17 protein-coding genes are annotated in these 17738 nt (G+C 35.2%); 7 read left to right on the top strand and 10 right to left on the bottom strand.

The genetic code is table 11. The features are described from left to right. Together ACKU4N_RS08155 and ACKU4N_RS08150 are read right to left on the bottom strand one after the other, a co-directional pair. On the bottom strand, positions 1–2238 hold the full coding sequence (locus tag ACKU4N_RS08155) for a molybdopterin-containing oxidoreductase family protein (protein WP_321322317.1): 2238 nt from the start codon (positions 2236–2238) through the stop codon (positions 1–3). A 330-nt stretch (positions 2239–2568) separates the two neighbouring features. Then, entirely contained in the window at positions 2569–3147 is a 579-nt protein-coding gene (locus ACKU4N_RS08150; RefSeq protein ID WP_321322315.1) for a molybdenum cofactor guanylyltransferase, read from the bottom strand. 179 nt (positions 3148–3326) lie between these two features. Between ACKU4N_RS08150 and msrA the strand changes: the two genes are divergently transcribed. The 3 genes from msrA (at position 3327) to ACKU4N_RS08135 (ending at position 6523) form a co-directional block, all read left to right on the top strand. Beyond that, positions 3327–3878, top strand: coding sequence for a peptide-methionine (S)-S-oxide reductase MsrA (msrA, locus tag ACKU4N_RS08145; protein WP_321322313.1), 552 nt, complete (start codon positions 3327–3329; stop codon positions 3876–3878). Positions 3879–3962: 84 nt separating this feature from the next. Continuing rightward, positions 3963–5513 (top strand): IS1182 family transposase, encoded by a 1551-nt coding sequence (locus ACKU4N_RS08140; protein ID WP_156197454.1) that lies wholly within the window; start codon positions 3963–3965, stop codon positions 5511–5513. A gap of 440 nt (positions 5514–5953) precedes the next feature. Further along, entirely contained in the window at positions 5954–6523 is a 570-nt protein-coding gene (locus ACKU4N_RS08135; RefSeq protein ID WP_321322311.1) for a hypothetical protein, read from the top strand. Here the strand turns inward: ACKU4N_RS08135 and ACKU4N_RS08130 are convergent. The 4 genes from ACKU4N_RS08130 to ACKU4N_RS08115 form a co-directional block, all read right to left on the bottom strand. Further along, complete coding sequence (locus ACKU4N_RS08130; RefSeq protein WP_321322309.1) at positions 6481–7554, bottom strand: AMP-binding protein; 1074 nt, start codon at positions 7552–7554, stop codon at positions 6481–6483. The genes ACKU4N_RS08135 and ACKU4N_RS08130 overlap by 43 nt on opposite strands. Before the next feature lie 16 nt (positions 7555–7570). Then, positions 7571–8611, bottom strand: coding sequence for an o-succinylbenzoate synthase (locus ACKU4N_RS08125; RefSeq protein WP_321322308.1), 1041 nt, complete (start codon positions 8609–8611; stop codon positions 7571–7573). A 71-nt stretch (positions 8612–8682) separates the two neighbouring features. Further along, the gene (locus tag ACKU4N_RS08120; RefSeq protein ID WP_321322306.1) at positions 8683–9585 is read right to left on the bottom strand and encodes a 1,4-dihydroxy-2-naphthoate polyprenyltransferase; all 903 of its coding nucleotides are present in this window, start codon (positions 9583–9585) and stop codon (positions 8683–8685) included. 260 nt (positions 9586–9845) lie between these two features. Beyond that, on the bottom strand, positions 9846–10214 hold the full coding sequence (locus ACKU4N_RS08115; protein ID WP_321322304.1) for a hypothetical protein: 369 nt from the start codon (positions 10212–10214) through the stop codon (positions 9846–9848). A 189-nt stretch (positions 10215–10403) separates the two neighbouring features. Here ACKU4N_RS08115 and ACKU4N_RS08110 point away from each other — a divergent pair, with 189 nt between their 5' ends. Both ACKU4N_RS08110 and ACKU4N_RS08105 read left to right on the top strand, forming a co-directional pair. Further along, the gene (locus ACKU4N_RS08110; protein WP_321322302.1) at positions 10404–10982 is read left to right on the top strand and encodes an HD domain-containing protein; all 579 of its coding nucleotides are present in this window, start codon (positions 10404–10406) and stop codon (positions 10980–10982) included. Positions 10983–11082: 100 nt separating this feature from the next. Continuing rightward, positions 11083–12963 (top strand): sensor histidine kinase, encoded by a 1881-nt coding sequence (locus ACKU4N_RS08105; RefSeq protein WP_321322300.1) that lies wholly within the window; start codon positions 11083–11085, stop codon positions 12961–12963. Positions 12964–12969: 6 nt separating this feature from the next. On the opposite strand, the gene ACKU4N_RS08100 is transcribed toward ACKU4N_RS08105, so the two are convergent. Both ACKU4N_RS08100 and ACKU4N_RS08095 read right to left on the bottom strand, forming a co-directional pair. Further along, positions 12970–13461: a GNAT family N-acetyltransferase gene (locus tag ACKU4N_RS08100; RefSeq protein ID WP_321322298.1), complete on the bottom strand. Its 492-nt coding sequence runs from the start codon at positions 13459–13461 to the stop codon at positions 12970–12972. A 198-nt stretch (positions 13462–13659) separates the two neighbouring features. Continuing rightward, entirely contained in the window at positions 13660–14064 is a 405-nt protein-coding gene (locus tag ACKU4N_RS08095; RefSeq protein WP_321322296.1) for an endonuclease domain-containing protein, read from the bottom strand. Between the two features lie 562 nt (positions 14065–14626). Between ACKU4N_RS08095 and ACKU4N_RS08090 the strand changes: the two genes are divergently transcribed. Both ACKU4N_RS08090 and ACKU4N_RS08085 read left to right on the top strand, forming a co-directional pair. Beyond that, positions 14627–15370: a DUF6261 family protein gene (locus ACKU4N_RS08090; RefSeq protein ID WP_321322294.1), complete on the top strand. Its 744-nt coding sequence runs from the start codon at positions 14627–14629 to the stop codon at positions 15368–15370. A gap of 75 nt (positions 15371–15445) precedes the next feature. Then, the gene (locus ACKU4N_RS08085; RefSeq protein ID WP_321322292.1) at positions 15446–15655 is read left to right on the top strand and encodes a hypothetical protein; all 210 of its coding nucleotides are present in this window, start codon (positions 15446–15448) and stop codon (positions 15653–15655) included. A gap of 17 nt (positions 15656–15672) precedes the next feature. Here the strand turns inward: ACKU4N_RS08085 and ACKU4N_RS08080 are convergent, their stop codons facing one another. Together ACKU4N_RS08080 and ACKU4N_RS08075 are read right to left on the bottom strand one after the other, a co-directional pair. After that, positions 15673–16692: a restriction endonuclease gene (locus ACKU4N_RS08080; RefSeq protein ID WP_321322291.1), complete on the bottom strand. Its 1020-nt coding sequence runs from the start codon at positions 16690–16692 to the stop codon at positions 15673–15675. A gap of 2 nt (positions 16693–16694) precedes the next feature. Beyond that, positions 16695–17639 (bottom strand): DUF2971 domain-containing protein, encoded by a 945-nt coding sequence (locus tag ACKU4N_RS08075; protein WP_321322289.1) that lies wholly within the window; start codon positions 17637–17639, stop codon positions 16695–16697. Positions 17640–17738: the final 99 nt, after the last annotated feature.

The raw sequence follows: 17738 nt of genomic DNA, 5'->3' as shown, positions 1-17738 counted from the left end.
TTACACCTCCGCTTTTTTATTATCAAATCGAAATGTCACAAAATTCCCACGCATTCCTGTTCCTCCCATGATTGGATCAATCATTACATTGGTAATCATCTGGGTATCGCTCACTCCTTTTCCAAAGGCTCTTGTCATACGCTTATCGGCATGCCCAAAACCATGAACCATATAAACAGAATCCCAACGGATACGTTCAGTAATTCTTACTTTTATTTTAAAATCTGAAATTACGCCATCCTGATTCTCTAAATAAACGTATTGATCATTTTTCAAATCCCATTCTTTAGCCACCTTAGGATTCACCCAAACTGAGTTTTCGTCCATTAAGTCAGTAAGATTTGGATTATTAGCCGTACGGCTAAAAGTATGCATTGGTGCCCGGCCATATATTAATCGATAAAACCCTTCACTTGGTTCCGGATGCTGTGTGAACACAGGCATCGGATCAAATCCTTCTTCTTCTAAAGCCGTTGAATACAACTCTATTTTCCCTGTATTGGTATTAAATTCGACATCCTCACCTTCTCCAAAATACAAATCGTCGGCTTCACGATCCAAAAGTTTCACTCCAACACGTTGCATTTCTTCCAATGAAGAACCTACTTGTTTTAATTCCCAATCAATCTCCTCTTCTATAGTTTCAAACGGGAAATATTGAAGTAAATCTAATTTCTTAGCCAATTCACGAGCCATCCAAAAGGCTGGTTTTGTATTGTACAATGGATCAACAGCTGGCATTCGCAGAGCTATACTAGGAACTCTTCCCTGTGATATCCGCAAAGAATCATATCTTTCCAAATAAGTACACTCAGGTAAAACCACATCGGCATAACCGGTAATTTCCATTGGCATAGTATCAACGACTACCAATAAATCAAGAGCTTGGATAGCGGCTATGGTTTTCTTCTGATCGGGTAAAGTATTAATCAAGTTGGTTCCGTTCACGATCCACCCTTTAATTGAACAACTCATTTCCGGGCTTGGTATTGATGCATCACATACACCTGAAGCCAGAGCTAAATCGGCCAATTTATATTTTCCACCCATCGCATCTCGCCAGTTCTTATTTGGCTTTGGGAAATCAGGCAAATGAAAATGAGGAACAGAAGCTTTCTCTGGATTATAAAATCCGCCTCTTCGCCCCCAACTACCTAACAGAGCATTCAAGATAGCCACTGCGCGTAATCTTTGCGTATCATCTCCGTACCAGGTAACATGTCTACCCGGATGAACAATTACTGCCGGAGCTGCATTTGCCATTTCACGGGCGGTATCACGTATCTGTTGAGGCTTTATTGTAGTGATTCCGTAGGCCCACTCAGGGGTAAAAGGCTGCACATAGGCTTTTAACTGATCAAAACCAAATGTATACTTTTCTACATATTTTTTATCAAATAATTCTTCGTTTATGATCACATTCATCCACGAAAGAAGAAGCGCAATATCTGTTGACGGTTTAATTGGCAACCAATGTTTTGATTTCCCTGCAACCGTTGAAAAACGAGGATCAACTGTTATTATTGTAGTTCCCTTATCAATAGCATCTGACATTTCCTGAACTTGCCCGTTGTGCATATTTTCGCCAAGGTGAGATCCGATTAAAACCAAACATTTTGTATCCCGGATATCTGTATTCTCAGGAGAATTAATTCCTTGTCCAAAAGTCGCTAAGAAAGCTACTTCACGAGGACCACGACATTGTGCATAAGAAGGTGCAGCTATATTATTGGAACCAAAGCCTTTTAACAGATTACCGAAATATTTTCCTCCTGAACCGTGAGTAAACAAGGCCGTACATTCCGGACCATGCTCCTCTTTAATTTTGTTCATTTTGGAAGCTATATAATCAAAAGCCTCATCCCAGGTAGCTTCCCTAAATGTTTGCTTTCCTCTTTCATCGGTCCTGATTAAAGGAGTCTGCAAACGATCTTTGTCGAAATACATTCCAACACCTCCGGTACCTCTCGGGCAAAACCTTCCGTTACAATTGGGATCGTCATCGTTTCCGATGATTTTCTTAATTCTACCGTTTTCATCTTTATGTACCCATCCAGCACACTTCCAAAAACACACCTCGCAATAAGTTGGAGTACGCGCGAAATCGTAAGGTCCTTTAAAATAAGATTGATTGTTCTTCAGTAGATTATTGGCAAATGTTTCCAATAAACCTCCCCCAAAAACCAATCCGGCTGCACTTAAAGAACTAATTTTCAAAAACTGTCTTCTGCTTTTCATGTTGTGAATACTTTAAACTTATACACATAAACACATGTAGAAACATACATCTATGGATGTAAACATATGTAAAAAGGCAATTCGAGAATATGTTGTAAAGCATGAAAGCCTACTTTGTAATTGATCTAAAAAAAGAAAAGCCACAAAAGACGCTGATACAAACAAACATATAACTATTTAGATTTTTACTAAATTATATTTGTTGTAATTTTTCTTTAATAGACTCTAAAATAGGACCTGCAAGTCCCTTTTATGCTGATATTGAGAATATTCTCTCTACAAAAATATTCTTTCAAATTACCGATCAATTTCCTTAATAAAAACATTAAATTATAACAAATTTATATCCTTGGGCGAATTGGCATTTGATAGCATTGTTGAATTATAATACGGTAATTCTTCCGAAATTTGAAAAGTTCCGGTATGCAGCAAATCTAATAATTTCATCATCTTAAAATTACCTTGAAATAACTCTCTCTCTATTATATCTTTACAAGAAGATCTATAAACAGCTATTAAAGGTTGTTTCCTTCTATCCTTATCAACAGGAAAAATTGCATCAAAATCAGCAATATTTTTTAATAAATCAGCAAATAGAAGAAAGGAAACATTTGGCACATCACAAGAAATAACAAGATAATAATCAGCCTTTACTGCTTTCATGCAGGAATATATTCCTCCTATTGGACCACACTCTTTAATTTCATCTTCAATGATCGGATATCCCAAATAATTATAGCAATCCATATTTGAACTAATCAACAGTTGGTCACATATTGGTTGCAAAGCTTCAATAGAATATTCAATCAAGCGTTTTCCCTTCCATTCAACCAAGCCTTTCTCACTTCCCATTCTGGAACTTTTCCCTCCTGATAATACAATTCCAACTATTTTCTTATTCTTAATCATACTCAAATATAATCAAGAAAATACATCAAACAATTTCAGACTTTGAGATCTTTTAATTTTGAAATTAATCATTCAAGAGCTATCTTTAGACTGATTACAAATAAAAACCGGAAGAAATGAAAAAGTTATTACTAATACTCTTTGTTCTGCTTTCCGGAACTATTTTCGGAAAAAACACAATGACAAAAGAAAAGAAAGATTTAGAATTAGCAACATTTGGAGCGGGATGCTTTTGGTGTGTTGAAGCAATTTTCCAAGAACTAAAAGGAGTTGATGCTGTTGTATCGGGCTACATGGGAGGGAAGGAAAAATCAACCTATAAACAAGTTTGCTCAGGAGAAACTGGTCATGCCGAAGTTTGCCAGATTTCATATGATCCAACAGTAATTAGTTTTAAAGAACTTCTTGAAGTCTTTTGGCAAGTTCATGATCCAACCACATTGAACCAACAAGGTGCTGATATTGGAACACAATACCGTTCTGTCATTTTTTACAATAATGATGAACAAAAGGTACTGGCAGAAACACTAAAGAAGAAATTAAATGAATCTGGTGCTTGGGACAATCCAATAATTACAGAGATATCAGCAGCTGCAACTTTTTATCCTGCAGAAAATTATCATCAGGATTATTTTAATAATAACTCTCAACAACCCTACTGTACTTTCGTAATTAAGCCAAAACAAGAAAAATTTAAAAAGGCTTTTAAAGATAAATTGAAACAAAAATAATTAGAAGAGGCTGTCTCAAATGAGATAGTCTCTTTTTCGTTTTATAGTTTTTTATATTTATCACTGATTTCTTATTTTAGAGATATGAAATTAGTCCCTCAAAAATCTCATTTCAAAGCCTATCATCAAAACCAGATGATTCTTTTTCCGCCTTCTCTCTCGGATTTCATATCATCTGAACACCCTGTTCGTACCATCAGCAGTATTATTGATGGTGTCCAGATAGATCGTATCCTTGAAAAATACAGTTATACGGGAGCAAAGGCCTATCATCCCAAAATGATGCTTAAGTTATTAGTTTATTCCTATTTGTGTAATGTATATTCCTCTCGAAAAATAGAGCAGGCGGCATCAGAAAATGTACATTTCATGTGGTTGTCAGGGATGCAAAAGCCAGATCACAATACGATTGCCCGCTTTAGAAGCAGTCGATTAAAAGGTGTTTTAAAGGAAGTGTTCAGTCAAGTAGTCCTGTTACTGGTAGATTCCGGACATATTGATCTACAAACCATATATGTCGATGGCACCAAGATCGAGGCCAATGCAAATAAGTTTTCGTTTGTTTGGGGTAAAGCCATTCAAAAGAATATCCAACGCATGAAGGATCGGTTGGGGGAACTTTGGGATTATACAGAGCAGGTAGCCAAATCGGATTTAGCAAATGTAAGTAAGCCCGATTTAAGTGATGTTGATCCAGAAAAAATAGAGCAGACCATTGAGACAATTAATGAGGCCTTGAGGGATAAGAAAGTGGATGCTAAGAAACGCCGGCAACTCAACTATGCCAAGAAGAATTATGCTGATAATCTCCGAAAAAACGAGCAAAAGCTAAAGATATTGGAAGAGCGAAATAGTTATTCAAAAACGGATCCGGATGCAACCTTTATGCGAATGAAGGATGACTATATGCAAAATGGTCAGCTAAAACCAGGATATAACCTGCAGTTTAGCACACAAAATCAATTCATTGTAAATTATTCAAACCATAATAATCCAACCGATACAAAAACCTTTATACCTCATATGAAAGAGGTTCAACAGTTGTATCCAGACAAACTAAACAGCGTATGTGCAGATTCCGGTTATGGGTCTGAGGAGAATTATGAATTTCTTGAAGCGGAAGGATTAACCTCTTTTGTGAAATACAATTACTTTCATAAAGAACAAAAGAAGGGAGCCAAAACTTATTGCGAGTTTCACCCCAACAATTTATTCTACGACTCTAAACAGGATATTTACTACTGCCCAATGGGACAAGTAATGAATCTTAAGAAGATAAAAAAGGAAAAAAGCCAAGCCGGTCATTTTAAGACAATCCATGTTTATCAAGCTCAAAACTGTAACGGATGCCCACTTCGGGGGATGTGTCACAAAGCAAAAGGTAATCGAACGATTCAGATTAATCACCGACTTAACGAATTAAGAAGTAAAGCACGAGAACATTTAACCTCAGAAGAAGGATTGAAGCACAGGAGTCAAAGACCGGTTGATGTAGAGGCCGCTTTTGGTAACCTTAAACACAATAAAGGATTTAAACGATTTTTACTTCGTGGCAAAGAAAAAGTAGAAATCGAAATGGGATTATTGGCTCTAGCCATAAATCTTAAGAAAATGAATAGTAGAAAAGTGGCCTAACGGCCTTTCTTAATTCTTTTGAAGTCCTATTTCCTCTATATGAAACCTCTGTTTTGCATATTGGAGGTAAAAAAGACTTCCAAAAACAAATAAGCAGTATAAGGCAGTTTAATCTCAAAAAAACAAAAGATCATGAAAAAGAGGATGTCTACTTTGTTATGAGACATCCTCTTTTTTTTGTTTACCAAATAAATCCCCATCTTCCCTTAGAGTTTAGCATTTTTCACATGGTACAAACCAGAACTTAATCAAATCCTGTTTTCAACTCAACAATAAATCAACTACTTATCATTTTTTATTGTATTTTTATATTGACTGTTTCAACCAAAAATTTAAAAATGATTAAACTTCTACTTTCTCCACTCCTAATTTACTTTATAACAATTCCAGCATTCTCACAAGAAAGCTCAGTTTGGAAAGATTATCCAAATCTGGGAATTATGCATTACAAAGTTGTTTTAGATGATGTTACTGAAGAACAAAACAACTACCAAGAGCCTCAATTCGAGCTATCTAAACTTATAACTACTGAAAACAGAGAACTAAATTCAATCAAAATTCGTTACAATATAAAGACGGATGTTATGGAATGTAAAATTGGTTCACAACACAGTATTATTAAATCACCCGAAAAACTAAAAGAAATTAACATAAACGGAGAATGTTTTGAATATAAAAAATATCTTGTGAAAAAAGATACGACTTGTGGATATCTTCAAAAATTATACAGTGGTGGTCAAAAAATCTATGCAAAATATTTTATACCGTCAACTAAAGGCAAAGTAGATTTTCAACAGCCAAAATCTTATTATTTAGTTCAAACTAAGACTGAATTACCAGCAAAAGTAAGTTCAGCAAATTCTTTAATTTCTAAATACTACAAATCTTTTTTGAAAGAAGCCAAAGAATTTGAGAAGAGCAATCAATTAAACACAAACATTCCTCAGGATTTTAAAAGACTGCTTACTTATCTGGATAATTTAAGCAAAGACATTGTAGCTTCGCGTTGAAGCTTACCATTAGAAGTTCGTTTGAATTCTTGAATAAAAAAAATATCACGGGCTTGTTCGTATTTACCGGGCAAGCTTCTTATCTTTTCGGACAAATTGGATTTGTATTTGGAAGATGGATTGTCTTTTTCAATTACCAATACCAATTTCTGACCAAAAAGTTGGTCCGCCACTCCGCTAATAAAGAAAGGCTCATCGATAATTCCCTTTAGCTTTTCCTCTATTTGCTCAGGAAACAATTTAACACCACCTGAATTGATAACATTATCGTATCGCCCAAGCCAAATAAAATGTTTCCCGTCAATCAGGTTTACCACATCATTTGTGCAGATTGACCCGGCAAGAACTTCCGAAGCTTCAATTTGCAAGCAAGATCTTTCATCCAAAGAAAAAGTTACATTACCCAATCCTTGGTAAAAATTCGATTTTTGATCTCCATTAAGAGGCTTGAGAGCCACGTGAGAAACTGTTTCTGTCATGCCATAACTTGAAAAACATTTGACTGGCAACTCCTGTAATTGATCTTCTAAATAAGCATCTACAGCTCCTCCACCAATTAATAAATTAGAAATCGAAGCAAAATTAAGCCCCTCTTTTATACAATTAATCACCTGAAGCGGAACCATAGCGGCAAAATCAATTTTCGATCGTAACTTTTCAAGCGGATGTCCATTGGGATTTACTAAAATCAAGTTCAACTGCCATAAAAAAGCACGCACAACCATCATTTTTCCAGCAATAAAATTAGTAGACAAACAGAGCAATGCTGTTTGTCCTTTTTCAAATTTAAAATACTCTCCGGTAAGTTGGGCCGAATTCAGCATCCTTTCCTTCGATAACTCCATCGCTTTGGGTTTACCTGTTGAACCGGAAGTTTTCGCTGAAATGCTTTCTTTTGCATCCAACCATTCCAAAATAAAGGAATAAACATCCCGCTCCCACTGAAAATCACTGATCAATAATTGACTATTACAATGTTTGACCAATTCTTCTTCGGAATACAGAATCCCATTTATCGTTAGTTCACGCATGCTTAAATTCTCACTTTTAAATTTCCCACTTTCCACAAATATCGTAGGCCAAAAAGCCTTTGTGCATAAAAAGAGGTGACACTATATTATTGCTGTAAATTTGCCCGGTTCCTAATCCTTGTGGCATTGAATTATTAAGCGTATAAGTCCATTGAGCAATAGCATTTAATCCAATATTAGATTCCAATGCTGAAGTTACCCACCAAGGGATATTTCTTTCCTCAGCTAAATCAATCCATTCCTGACTTCCTTTTATACCGCCGAGAAGACTTGGCTTCAGAATAATGTATTGAGGCTTAATTGCATCTAAAAGTTCCTTCTTCAAACTCTGAGTATGCACGCCAATCAATTCCTCATCCAAAGCAATTGGCAGAGGACCAGCCAAGCACAAATCCGCCATCTCCTTCCATTGTCCGGCTTTTATTGGCTGTTCGATAGAATGAATCTGAAATTCGGATAAGACCTTCAGTTTATTCAACGCATCAACAGGTGAAAATGCACCATTTGCATCAACCCGCAACTCAATTTTATCTGATCCAAAATCTTTACGGATAGACTGTAAAAGATTAATTTCTTCCTTGAAGTCAATGGCTCCTATTTTTAGTTTCAAACAATCAAAACCATCTTCCAGCTTTTGTTGAATTTGTTCTTTCATATAGCCGGAATCACCCATCCAAACCAATCCGTTAATAGGAATTTGGGCTTTCCCATTTGTAAAATCGGAGGGAAAAAGAACTTTACTCCCTTTGGCCTGAAAATCCAGAAAGGCAGTCTCCAATCCAAAATAAATCGAAGGCCATTCTGTTAATCCATCCTCCAGATAATACCAATAATCATCTATGCTCTCACAAATTTCTTTGATTTTATTTTCATAGCCAGGTCTATCATCGCTGCTTAATCCTGGAATAATGGAGCATTCGCCAATACCCTTCACATCAGGATTTTTATCATCCCAGATACGAATGAACCACGAATCCTTTTGTGTTAAAATTCCCCGCGAAGTTCCGCTGGCTTGTTTGAATTTAAGTGGATAATATTGATAATCTGCTTTAAGCATATTTATGAGATGTGAGATAAAAGATGTGAGATTTGTCAAAGAAATCTCATTTCACCTTATCAAATCGATAATTAAAGTACCAATCCTAAACCAAAACTAAGACTGAATAGTAAGGTGGATATTGCAAGTCGTTTTAATTCCGGATCCAAATCGCGGGCATTTTCATTTTTAAATACGTGCCAAACATTTCGCACAATAAACGGAAAACTCAACAAGAATAAAAACTGAAAAGCTGACTGCCAGTTAAAAATAGTATACAGGCAAGGTAAAATCATGGCAGTGGAAAGAAGTGTAAAATGATACCTCTTCGCATTAGCAGTCCCCATCTTCACAACAAGTGTCATTTTCCCGGTTCTTGCATCATTATCTATATCGCGCATGTTGTTTAAATTTAAAACTCCTACGCTAAGTAATCCTACCGAAATTGCTGGCAAAAACAGGCTCCAGTATATGTTTCCGGTGTGAAGAAAATAAGTGCCCAAAACACCTGCCAAACCAAAAAACAGAAAGACAAACAAATCTCCAAAACCACTGTAACCATAAGGATTTTTTCCTACGGTATAATTTATTGCCGCCGCAATAGCCACAAGTCCAATCACCAACATTACAGCTCCTTGTTTCAGATTGATTAACTGCATACCTTCATACAAAAGCCACAATCCGGAACATAGCGAAAGCAAAACAAAAATGACGAGCATACCTTTCATTTCCTTATGACTGATAACGCCACTCTGCACAGCCCTTTCAGGCCCAACCCGCTCACTATTGTCCGCTCCGGAAATAGAATCGCCCAAATCATTCGCCAAATTTGATAATATCTGAAGAAACAAAGTTGTAAGAGTTGCTAAAATAAATATTTTGAAACGAAACGAGTGATTCGAGGCAGCTAAAAAGCTTCCCAAAAAGATACTGGAGAGCGCCAAAGGCAATGTACGTAATCGAAATGCATGAATCCATGCTTTTGTTTTATTCATAACAATAATCAATTTTGAAACCCAAAGTTAGCAAAATTAGGAGCAGATTGGTTGCTATTTTTAGGATTTAGGTGAATAGAAATTACCCCCTTGACATTTCTAAGCTCCGATTCTGTTCCTATCTTTTTGGCACATAATGATCAGCAGAAATGAAATACTGGTAACACCACTTATTGAGTAGACTACACAATAAGAAAAGAGTGATGCAAAACATCACTCTTACTTAATTCTGATAAAATAATTGATATAAAAGACTGTATTTAAGCCTCCAGTTCAGGAGTTATAGATTCTGCAAATTTCTTTGAAAGTGAAATGTATTTGTTCTTAAAATCATCATGTTGCAAATATTCTTTAATCTGCTCCTGCCATCCACTGGCTTGATCTGATAATTTCATGATCCGGTGCTTATTGGAAATGTCTGATTTTGACAACTTCTCTTTTTCAACCACTTCAATATAATCGTTTACCCAGGTCTCATAAGTCAATAAAAAACTGTTCCGATCCTCTTCCGATGAAAAACGGTTTAAGTTGATATCTGCCAAAGCTTCCGTTTCAATTAATGCTGCAGCCCCCACTGTCAGACCCAGTTTCTGAAAAAATCCTCTTCTTGTGCTGTTTTGATTACTCATATTATTTAAATTAAGACTTTCGAGTCTTAAATCTACTATTTAAATTTAGTATAAAAAAGAATAGTGCAGAAAATTTAAATACAGATATATTCGATATGTTTAATCTTGTTTTTTGAAAGCGAACAATTGCCTGCTAACTATTTTTAACTAATTTGAGTGCAGAAATTCATTACTCTTAACTTACAACATATGTCATACACACCAACTCGCGGGGAAGCATTCGAACTTCTTAAAAAACACACCAAATCTGAAAGTCTTATCAAACATGGATTAGCTGTAGAGGCAGTAATGAGGTTTTACGCTATAAAAAACAATGAAGACGCAGAAAAATGGGGCATTATAGGATTAGTGCACGATTTAGATTGGGATCAATATCCTGAAGAGCACTGTAAAAAAACCAGAGAAATATTAGAATCTGAGAATTGGCCCGAAGAATATATTAGAGCGGTTGAGAGTCATGCATGGTTGACCTGCACAGAGGTTGAACCTCAAACAATACTTGAAAAAACACTTTATGCTGTTGATGAATTAACCGGTTTGGTAACCACTACCGCCTTAATCCGTCCGTCAAAATCGGTATTGGATGTAAAAGTAAAATCAGTACAAAAAAATTGGAAGAACAAACGATTTGCAGCTGGTGTAGACAGAACTGTTATAGCACGGGGAGCTGAAATGCTCAACATAGAAATTCCTGACTTGATTCAGGGATGTATTGAAGGCATGCAAAAAATTGCTGATAATTTGGGTTTAAAAGGAAATATCAGCTAACAGATCTATCCTTATCCATCTCAAAATAAAAAACCAGCCAACAAAAGAAGGATTAAACCGTAAAGACATTAAATGGTAGTATTAATTTAAACATGAAAACATGCGAAAATTATTAGCTTTCTGTATCATCACCCTTTTTCTTGCCATTTCAACTGTTGGAACCTCTCCAATTATTGCACAAAACTCATCTAAAAATGAAACAAATGTTTTGGTTCTTCACAGCTACCATCAAGGATTGGCATGGACGGATAGTATAACCCGCGGCATACGCAGCGTTTTTAAAGACAAACCGGATATTAATCTGATTTTTGAATATTTAGACACAAAACGTAATTACAATGAAGAATACTTTAACGCTTTGCAAAACATTTATAAAGTTAAAGCAAAACAAATTCCATTTAAAGCCATAATTACAAGTGACAATGCCGCTTTTGATTTTATTCAAAAAAATGGCAGCGAATTTTATCCAAATATTCCTATTATATATTGCGGGGTAAATGATCTCGATACAAGTATCCTAAAGGATTATCCTAATTTTTTTGGATACGGCGAGAAGGCTGATCATTACGGAACCATCTCAGCAATAAAGCGCATATTTCCAGAACGAAAAAACATTTTCATTATTAATGACAATACAGAAACGGGACAAGCTATTCAAAAAGAATTAAAAGGAATTACCGATCAATTTAAAGACCTTAATTTTGAGTCGGTTTCTGAATTCACAATGGAAAGCTTACAACAAACAATCAGGAATTTAGATGACACCTACGTAATTTACTTACTTGTACTTAACCGGGATAAGAACGGGAAATTTATATCCTACCAAAAAGGCATCACACAAATTAAAGAAGTTGCACATGTTCCCATATTTGGATCATGGGATTTTTATCTTAACAAAGGCTTATTTGGCGGAAAAATTACAAGAGGGTATGAACAAGGTGAAAGAGCAGCAATGCTTGCCTTAAAATTAATACAGGAACCTTGTGCTAATGATATCCCGCAATTCAACTATCTGCCAAGCTCATATGTTTTCGATTGTAATGAACTGCGCACATTTAATATTTCCAAAAATCAATTGCCAAAAAATAGTATCCTGCTAAATGAACCAAAAGATTTTGGTTTAATTCTTAAGATTAGCATAATCAGTGTTATCGTATTAATATTAATTGTTTTAGGACTAACCATATGGCTAAAAGTCAAGCAAAACAGGGCAAAGGTTCTGCAGCGTCTAGTTCTTGAAAAAACATCCGAATTAAATAAAATAAACATAGAGCTCGAAAAGGTAATTCAAAATAAAAACAAATTTTTTTCCATTCTGGCTCACGATTTACGTGGTTCCATCGGGGTGATTTTAAACTTATCTACATTCATTAATAAGGATGAATTTAAAATTAGTGAAGAAGAAAAAAACGAATTCAATAAGGACATATTTCACGTTGTAACCCAAACGAGTGGATTACTCGAAGATTTATTTTATTGGGGAACAATTCAAGCTAAAGACGGCCCAAAATTAACCTTCACAGAATTTGACATTAATGAAGTTTTAACTGAAATGACCGAAATTTTTCAGATAAATCTGAGCGAGGTTAGTTTTAACAAAAATTTTAACGGAGAACTAAAAATAACCAGCGATCTGAATATCTGCAAGTTTTTATTCCGAAACGTCATTCAAAATGCAATTAAGTACAGTTACAAAAAAGGAAGTGTAGAGATTCGATCTTACACTGAAAACGAGCTGTTTTATATTGAGGTTAAAGATTTTGGTCTGGGGATGTCAAAGGAAATTATTGAGAGTATTTATCAAAAAAGTCCTATCCGCGTGGAAGGATTATCGGGACAAAAGGCAACTGGTATGGGATTGCCCACTGTTCTTGATTATTTAGAAATTTTAAAAGGGGAACTCTTAATAGAAAGTGAAGCAGGCAAAGGTTCAACATTTACCATTGTTTTGAGAAGTCATGAAGAATCGGAACAAGTTTAAAATATCTCAGACTTTTCTTCCATAATACAAATGATCACAAATTTCACCATCAATATCAGCGACATGAGGCATAAGCCCCCATCGTTCGAAACCAAATTTCTCAAGCAATTTAAGGCTCGCCAGATTTTCTGCCAATAAAATAGCAAATAGGCTCTTAAACTGATATTTGGGAGCTTCATCAATAACAAACTGCATTAATTGGGAGCCAATTCCTTTCTGCAGATGCTCCTCGTGTATGTAGTAACTCACCTCTGCCGCTGATTGCAAAGCCCTGCGACCTGCCCGGTAGGCACTGTAGCAAATCCATCCCACTACCCGATCATCTTCTACTGCTGCAAATACAGGATATTGATTGGGATGATGTCCTTCGAACCATTTGGTACGCTGTTCCATACTAATTTCATCCAAATCGGCCGTACAATAACGCTTGCGTACAGCCTGATTGTAAATATCATTAATAGCAGGCAGATCTGATACTGTGGCAAGACGTATTTTCATTGTGTTTCTTTTTGATTTTGAGTGTTCAAGATAATAAAAATATAGATTTATCAATCACTAAAACGACTCTTCTTCTTACCCCTATCCCGAAAGCTTTCGGGACCCCTAAAGGGGACTTCAAAAAAAGCTGCCTCTATCTCAAAAATGAAACTTCTTCTCAAATCGACTACCAGTAAGCCCCTTTAGGGGTTTGGGGTATTAAATTTTTTCCAAATCCAATTTACGTTGAATGCAAATTTTATTAATGATATCAATCACCTTATCGATCTCCTTTAAAAACTCATCATTTGTAAAGCGAATTACTTTTATTCCCCAATGATTTATTTCCGCTTCCCGACCAATATCATATTCTTTTTGTTCTGAAGACTGATGTATTCCTCCATCAATTTCAATGACCAATTTTAAAGAATGACAGTAAAAATCAGCAATAAAAATATCGATTGGATGCTGCGCTCTAAACCGTAAACCCCGAATCTTCTTTTCTTTCGTTAACTCCCACAACTTTAACTCTGCCAAAGTCATATTTTCTCTCAAATATTTTGCCTTTTCAAAAATGTGTGGCTTCGCATTATAAAACATCGTAACCTGATCACTTATACTCATATCTTCTTTTTTTATTATTTTTTCTTTTCTACCCCTAAATCCCCTAAAGGGGACTTCTTCCCAAACTACTGCCAGTAAGCCCCTTTAGGGGTTTGGGGTAATTGGCAGTCGGGGTATTCCCACATGGTTTTACCCAACTCCGATTGTCGGGAGCATTTTGCCAACGGAAAACTTACTCTGCTGGTCATCGAGAGGACATTGCCGCGTGGTTTTGCACTAGTCTGATCGTCGGGAGCATTTTGCCGCATGGTTTTCCCCAACTCCGATCGTCGGGAGCATTTTGCCGCGTGGTTTTGCTCAACTTTTTCCACAAAGAGCATTTTGCCAACAGAAATTCCAGTTTTCAACCTGCAGAATGACCCTTTGCCAACAATTTTTGCAACATAAAACCAAGTAAGGTAATTATTCTACACTAAAAAATAAGCTGTCAAATGTGCCAAGTTACAATATTATAATTTTACCATAATATCTACCTGTAAAACTTCCTCAATTAAAATTATTTTCATAGTTTCAACTACCCGCTAATAAAATTTCATTAAATAACCCTTTAAATGATTACGTTATGGATTTTACAATCTTAAGTAAAGGTGATGCCGATGAGATACAAAGCATTGCAGACAATACTATGTATGAAATCGAACAAAAAGATTTTAGTGCCGACACCTATTTAACTGGCATCACAACTGATTTGAGAAAAGAAGCTGCAGTTTTATCGAATTCGATTGGTGTAGAAAGAAGTCATGAGTTTACTGCCGAATTAGCCAAATTCGACAAACTGTTTGACGATAGAGCAATTTGCTTTAAAAGTTTTGTAGATGCTAACACTCACTCTTCCGACCAAGCCATTGCCCAAAATGCAGAAAAACTCTGGAAAAAAATTGCGGCTTACGACCTAAACTTTTACAAATTAGGCTACGAAAAAGAATTGACCCGTGCTTTTTCGATGATTGAAGAATTTGAAAAACCTGACATGCTGCCAATCATAGCATCGCTGGTGGGCGTTGCAACACCTCTTGCCGAGATGAAAACCGCAGCAATGAATCTTCAGGATTTGTACCGTAAAAATCAAGGTGTTTTGGCCACTAAGGAAGAAATTATTCCTTCGAGTGTGCAATCGAAAGTGGTTCTGGAAATTATGAACGATAAACTGTTGCCCTATATCAGTGCAATGGCAAATGCAAAACCAGCTGAGTTTGGCGTGCCTTTTGCCAAAATAGCTCAGTACATTGCTACTATCAACACTAAAATAAGGAGCAGAAGAAGCAAAACAACTACTCCCGAGGAAGCAACTAATGAAGTGGAATAAATATCATTCCAAATTTAAATATTGAAACAGAGACAAGTGATGCGGGGCTTGTCTCTGTTTCTTAAATTTGCAATCATGAACAAAAACCGGAGAATTGAAGAAGTACATCAACTGCTGTTGAAAGAATTTGGAACAAGCTGTAATGTTTATATCGGCATGGATTCTGTTTGGGTGAAAAAAAAGAACTCCCCATACGAATTGGCTATAATAATTCATTACAAAAATTCAGGAGCACCTGATAGTAATAGTAACAATGAAGTAAGAGAAATTACGAAGCACCTATAACTTAATTAGCTTAAATTCTAATGATAATTAATTTGCCTAGACATCTTAATCAAGTCACTAGCATCGAGTAGTTCAATTCCATTTCTATTTGCAAACTCAACTGTACCAGAAGTAAAACCTCCTGTACAGACAAGCATACCATTACTTGCTTTAAAATCGATTACCGTTCCTAAAAGATCTCTCACAACGCTAGGAGATACAGGATTCGTGAAGTTTTTACATTGAACAATAGTTTTTCTTCCATCTTCATGTACAATTATTAAATCTGCACCGCCATCATTTGAATATGATGTTGAACTTATGCTAAAGCCATTGTCTTTAAAAAGTTTACAAACAGCATCTTCAAATTCGTATCCATTCAAATTCGACCAATATTGTTGTTCTAATCGTTTTACTCTAATTTTTCTCTCTTCCTCTTCTCTCTGTTTATTCTCTAAAGCAATCTGCCTTTCTTTTTCTTCTTCTCTTTCTTTTTTCTTTTTTACGGCACAGGCTAATTCCTCTCGATAAGATTCCAAAGATTTATTTAATTCTAATAATAAATTTGAATACTCCTTAAAATTCATATCATAATCACGCTCTGCTTGTCCAAAATTTTGATTTCTCTTTTCTAATAAATAATATCTATTCCACGATTTAGCTCGAACAAATTTCTTATCTAATTCTTTTGTTAAAGGATAAAATAAAACCGATACTATACTTGTAATAAATAATGAAGCAAAGATTAAACCTATTAAATCAACTATAGATATTCCATTACCATTAAAAATCAATACTGGGATGATTAGAATTCCAAAAAAAATAAAAAACATATAATATGGATTATCCTTGATAATCAATACAGGTGTATCTCTGATGCTAAATTTATCCTCATCATAAGCATTAACATTTCTTTTTTTAAATTGGCTATAAAATGCTTGATCTTGTAGGGGCAGAAAATCCTCATAATTTGGTCGGTTAAGATTTTTCAATACCTCTTCTGTCTCTACAATATGATTTATTGTATCATCTATTTTCTTGCTATAATAATCAGTCATCTCTATTTCAAAGCCATATTAAAAACTAACTCACTCTCCTGAGTAATTTCCACAGATCTCGTATTAAATTCAAAATTCAAAGTTGGTGTATGTTCAAACCACGATACCTTTATCTTATTCTTGATTAGAAAATTCAATATGTAATGTTTATAAATACTTTTTTGATCATGTAAATCAATTTTTAATTTAATGTTATCTGTTGTCGAATCTTCCGGTGATAACCCAAGAATAAACATAGGTCCTAATACGACCTCTTCAATGAAACTTAAATTATAGTCAAACTTTCGATTCTGAATACATTCCTTTTGCATCTGAATGGATGGTATCGACATATTTTCTCTTACTCCAATAAAACGCCACTCATCCTCTGGCTTCCATTGAATTGATTTTATATTTGTTTGATATAAAAACCCATATTTCCCTTCTTTCTCATCTTCCAAACAAATTGGTAGCCACTCTTCTTTGTAATTAATTGGAAAAGGTCCTATTAATTCAGGATTACTTCTCAATTCAACAACATTAAATTTCACAGCAAATCCTTGATAGTTTGATGCATAATGAGCCCACATTTGAAGATTCTTCACATTCTTGCTCAAAGAAATAATACCCATATTTCCATACAATTTCAAACTCTGAACTTTATTAAATTCTTGTGAACTCACTACATTCGCACCTTTTCTATCTTGATCTTGTTTATATATCTCATATACTAAACTATAATCAATTAGTACATTCATACAATCCAATGGATCATTTAGTTCAAAGGGACATGATGCGTACAAATATTGATTCAGAAGCGCATCAACACTAAACCCATTAAGTGGATAAAATTTGTATAGATTTTTAGGTTGCATTTTTTTCCTTTTAGGAATGATTTGAAATTGATCTTTTAAACACGAAGCTTCAGGCTTGTAGATGTATTTCCAACCTAGTAAAGTTATTTCCATTATATTATTATTGTATTCATTTTAAACTCACTCAGACTCGTAATAATTCATTGCAAGTCTGATAAAATTAACAATAATTATGAATCAGCAGAAATTGGA

The organism is Labilibaculum sp. (assembly GCF_963664555.1).
Classification (GTDB): domain Bacteria; phylum Bacteroidota; class Bacteroidia; order Bacteroidales; family Marinifilaceae; genus Labilibaculum.
The sequence above is the reverse complement of the archived record's forward strand: the minus strand, read 5'-3'. Positions and strand labels throughout refer to the sequence as shown.

Coding starts and splice junctions, on each gene's coding strand:
- ACKU4N_RS08155 (WP_321322317.1), bottom strand. CDS start 2,238: ATGAAAAGCAGAAGACAGTTTTTGAAAATTAGTTCTTTAAGTGCAGCC.
- ACKU4N_RS08150 (WP_321322315.1), bottom strand. CDS start 3,147: ATGATTAAGAATAAGAAAATAGTTGGAATTGTATTATCAGGAGGGAAA.
- msrA (WP_321322313.1), top strand. CDS start 3,327: ATGACAAAAGAAAAGAAAGATTTAGAATTAGCAACATTTGGAGCGGGA.
- ACKU4N_RS08140 (WP_156197454.1), top strand. CDS start 3,963: ATGAAATTAGTCCCTCAAAAATCTCATTTCAAAGCCTATCATCAAAAC.
- ACKU4N_RS08135 (WP_321322311.1), top strand. CDS start 5,954: ATGCATTACAAAGTTGTTTTAGATGATGTTACTGAAGAACAAAACAAC.
- ACKU4N_RS08130 (WP_321322309.1), bottom strand. CDS start 7,554: ATGCGTGAACTAACGATAAATGGGATTCTGTATTCCGAAGAAGAATTG.
- ACKU4N_RS08125 (WP_321322308.1), bottom strand. CDS start 8,611: ATGCTTAAAGCAGATTATCAATATTATCCACTTAAATTCAAACAAGCC.
- ACKU4N_RS08120 (WP_321322306.1), bottom strand. CDS start 9,585: ATGAATAAAACAAAAGCATGGATTCATGCATTTCGATTACGTACATTG.
- ACKU4N_RS08115 (WP_321322304.1), bottom strand. CDS start 10,214: ATGAGTAATCAAAACAGCACAAGAAGAGGATTTTTTCAGAAACTGGGT.
- ACKU4N_RS08110 (WP_321322302.1), top strand. CDS start 10,404: ATGTCATACACACCAACTCGCGGGGAAGCATTCGAACTTCTTAAAAAA.
- ACKU4N_RS08105 (WP_321322300.1), top strand. CDS start 11,083: ATGCGAAAATTATTAGCTTTCTGTATCATCACCCTTTTTCTTGCCATT.
- ACKU4N_RS08100 (WP_321322298.1), bottom strand. CDS start 13,461: ATGAAAATACGTCTTGCCACAGTATCAGATCTGCCTGCTATTAATGAT.
- ACKU4N_RS08095 (WP_321322296.1), bottom strand. CDS start 14,064: ATGAGTATAAGTGATCAGGTTACGATGTTTTATAATGCGAAGCCACAC.
- ACKU4N_RS08090 (WP_321322294.1), top strand. CDS start 14,627: ATGGATTTTACAATCTTAAGTAAAGGTGATGCCGATGAGATACAAAGC.
- ACKU4N_RS08085 (WP_321322292.1), top strand. CDS start 15,446: ATGAACAAAAACCGGAGAATTGAAGAAGTACATCAACTGCTGTTGAAA.
- ACKU4N_RS08080 (WP_321322291.1), bottom strand. CDS start 16,692: ATGACTGATTATTATAGCAAGAAAATAGATGATACAATAAATCATATT.
- ACKU4N_RS08075 (WP_321322289.1), bottom strand. CDS start 17,639: ATGGAAATAACTTTACTAGGTTGGAAATACATCTACAAGCCTGAAGCT.